The sequence below is a fragment of the Methylobacterium sp. B1 genome (genome assembly GCF_000333255.1).
Taxonomy (GTDB): Bacteria; Pseudomonadota; Alphaproteobacteria; order Rhizobiales; family Beijerinckiaceae; genus Methylobacterium; species Methylobacterium fujisawaense.
Genome location: NZ_BACT01000893.1, coordinates 1 through 2,358, shown reverse-complemented (window position 1 = coordinate 2,358; position 2,358 = coordinate 1). Strand labels below are relative to the sequence as shown.

3 protein-coding genes, 1 tRNA gene and 1 pseudogene are annotated in these 2,358 nt (G+C 73.2%); all 5 read right to left on the bottom strand.

The window, feature by feature from the left end; genetic code table 11:
- Positions 1–89 precede the first annotated feature (89 nt).
- The gene (locus I53_RS33535) at positions 90–308 is read right to left on the bottom strand and encodes a hypothetical protein (RefSeq protein WP_124263037.1); all 219 of its coding nucleotides are present in this window, start codon (positions 306–308) and stop codon (positions 90–92) included.
- Positions 309–360: 52 nt separating this feature from the next.
- Positions 361–447: transfer RNA gene (locus tag I53_RS25510), tRNA-Leu, on the bottom strand.
- Positions 448–480: 33 nt separating this feature from the next.
- On the bottom strand, positions 481–1,674 hold the full coding sequence (locus tag I53_RS25505; RefSeq protein WP_043356069.1) for an FAD-dependent monooxygenase: 1,194 nt from the start codon (positions 1,672–1,674) through the stop codon (positions 481–483).
- Positions 1,675–1,686: 12 nt separating this feature from the next.
- Positions 1,687–1,944, bottom strand: coding sequence for a zinc-finger domain-containing protein (locus I53_RS25500; RefSeq protein WP_043356067.1), 258 nt, complete (start codon positions 1,942–1,944; stop codon positions 1,687–1,689).
- 51 nt (positions 1,945–1,995) lie between these two features.
- Positions 1,996–2,221, bottom strand: a pseudogene (locus I53_RS31875) (phosphate acyltransferase); the annotation flags it as partial.
- Positions 2,222–2,358 lie beyond the last annotated feature (137 nt).

Genomic DNA, 2,358 nt, shown 5'->3' with positions numbered 1-2,358 from the left:
CCGCGGGCGACCTGGCAGGGAGACGACAGAGCCGGTTTCGGTGATCGCTCAAATGCGACCGATCCCGGCCGACCCGCGCCGCAGGCGTCTCAACCCCGCGGCGCACACACGGTGACCGGGGAGGCCCCGCCATAGGGCCGCTCCGCTTCGGCGATCTGCTTCGCGGCGGCCTCGCAGGCCTGCTTGCTGTTGAACTCGACCGATCCGATCGCGGAGCCCGAGCCGGCCAGCATGATGATGAGCACGTAGACCACGCCATTCTCCTCCGGCGCCCCGGTCCGACGGGCGGTGCGCGGGCTGGGTTTCACGGGGCTGCGAACCGGTTGCGACCGCACGGACGGGGGCGTCGCGATGGCGGGGTGGTGCGGACGGCGGGACTCGAACCCGCACGGCCTTGCGGCCGCAAGATTTTAAGTCTCGTGCGTCTACCGGTTCCGCCACGTCCGCATGCGCCCTCGGTAGCGGGGGCGGCGGGCCCGATCAAGCGGGGGGCGTCCAGCCGTAGAGCCAGGCGTAGCGGTCGCGCATGCCGTCCGGGCCGAGCCGGGCGATCACGGCGTTGCGCACGAGCGCCACCACGCCGCCGGCATGATAGGTGCGGCCGTTGCTCCGTGCCGCCTTCTGGACGCGTCGCACCCGGGCGGTCCGCGCGCCCGAGAACGCGGCGAGCGCCGCCGGCACATCCGCATGGTCCGCGAGGGCACGGGTCAGGACTGCGGAATCCTCGATCGCCAGGGCCGCCCCCTGCGCGAGGTAGGGCAGGACCGGATGGGCCGCGTCGCCGATCAGCGCGACCCGGTCGCGAGCGAGCGGACGCGCCACGGCCCGGTCGGCGAGCGACCAGACCAGCCAGGAATCCGGAAGGCTCAGAAGGTCGCGCAGCGGCCCGGCACAGCCGCGCAGATGCCCGCGCAGGACGGCCGGCTCCCCGAGGCGGCCCCAGCCCTCGTCGCTCACCGCCTCGGGAACGACCGCCACGACGTTGAGGAACTGGCCGTCCCGCACCGGGTAATGCACCACGTGCCGGCCTCGGCCGAGCCAGAGACCGGTCGCGGCGCCGCGCAACTCCTCCGGTACCGCCTCCATGGGGATCAGCGCCCGCCACGCTGCGGCCTGGCCCGGGCGAAGCGGCGCCGTATCGAGATGGGCGCGCAGGCGCGACCGAATCCCGTCCGCACCGATCGCGAGGTCGAAGGCGACATCCTGGGCACCGCTCGCGCCCTCGACGGTGAGGGCGGCCTCGGACGGTGTCTGGGCGACGGCCGTCACGGTGCGGCCCATCATCAGTCGGATCGCCGAACGACTGCGCAGCGCGTCGAGGAGCAGGGTCTGCAGGTCTGCGCGGTGGATGACGTAGTAGGGCGCGCCGAAGCGCGCCTGCGCCTGCGCGCCGAGCGCCACGCTGCCGATGCGGCGGCCGCTGTCGAGGGCCCGGATCTCCACCGACGGCGGCTCGCTCGCCGCCCGGCGCAGGGCGGCCGAGAGACCGAGGCCGGCCAGAACCCGGCTCGCATTGGGCGAGATCTGAATCCCGGCCCCGACCTCGCTGAAGCCGGTCCGGCGCTCGATCACCGTCACGGCATGGCCGGCATCCGACAACGCCAAAGCCGCCGTCAGCCCGCCGATCCCGGCACCGACGATCCCGATCCGCAGAGATGGCCTGTCAGAGGGCACGGGGGGCGGCGCCTACTCCGCCGCGAGCTTGGCGTCGTCCCGCCACACGCAGGCCTGCGGCTCCGCCTCGTCGGCCTTCAGGCCGGCCCGGTAGCGATAGAGCGTCGAGCAGTACTGGCAGATGATCTCGTTGTCGGCGCCCATGTCGAGGAACACGTGCGGGTGGTCGAACGGCGGCAGCGCGCCGATGCACATGAACTCCTTCACGCCCACGGTGATCACCGGCACGCCCGGCTCGTTGTGGAAGTGCGGTACCGCCTTGCCTGCCATCCGGCCCTCGCCTGCCCCGTGACCGATCGCGCGGCGAATCTGCCCGCGCGCGCCCGGGGTCGTCCATGGCCACGGCCACGCTGGTGTGGCGGATCTCGACGCAATCCTTGAGCCGGGGCTCCTTGGCGACCAGCGGCGCGATCACGGCCTCGTCGCCGAACATCAGGAAGGTGGTGCCGGGATGACGCTCCCGGGCCAGGGCTGCGCCGGGCACGACCGTGGTGGGCCCGTGGTCGCCACCCATGGCGTCGAGCGAGATGCACACGCGTTGGGACATGTCGGTAGCGGGTCGCGGGTCTCGGCGGGAAAGGGTTCAGACGTCGGCGGGACGGGGCCCGCCGGGCGCGGCGGAACATAGCGATACCGGCCCGGCGGGNCAATGATTTCGGGCGGCGCGGGCTTCCGGGCGGTCGC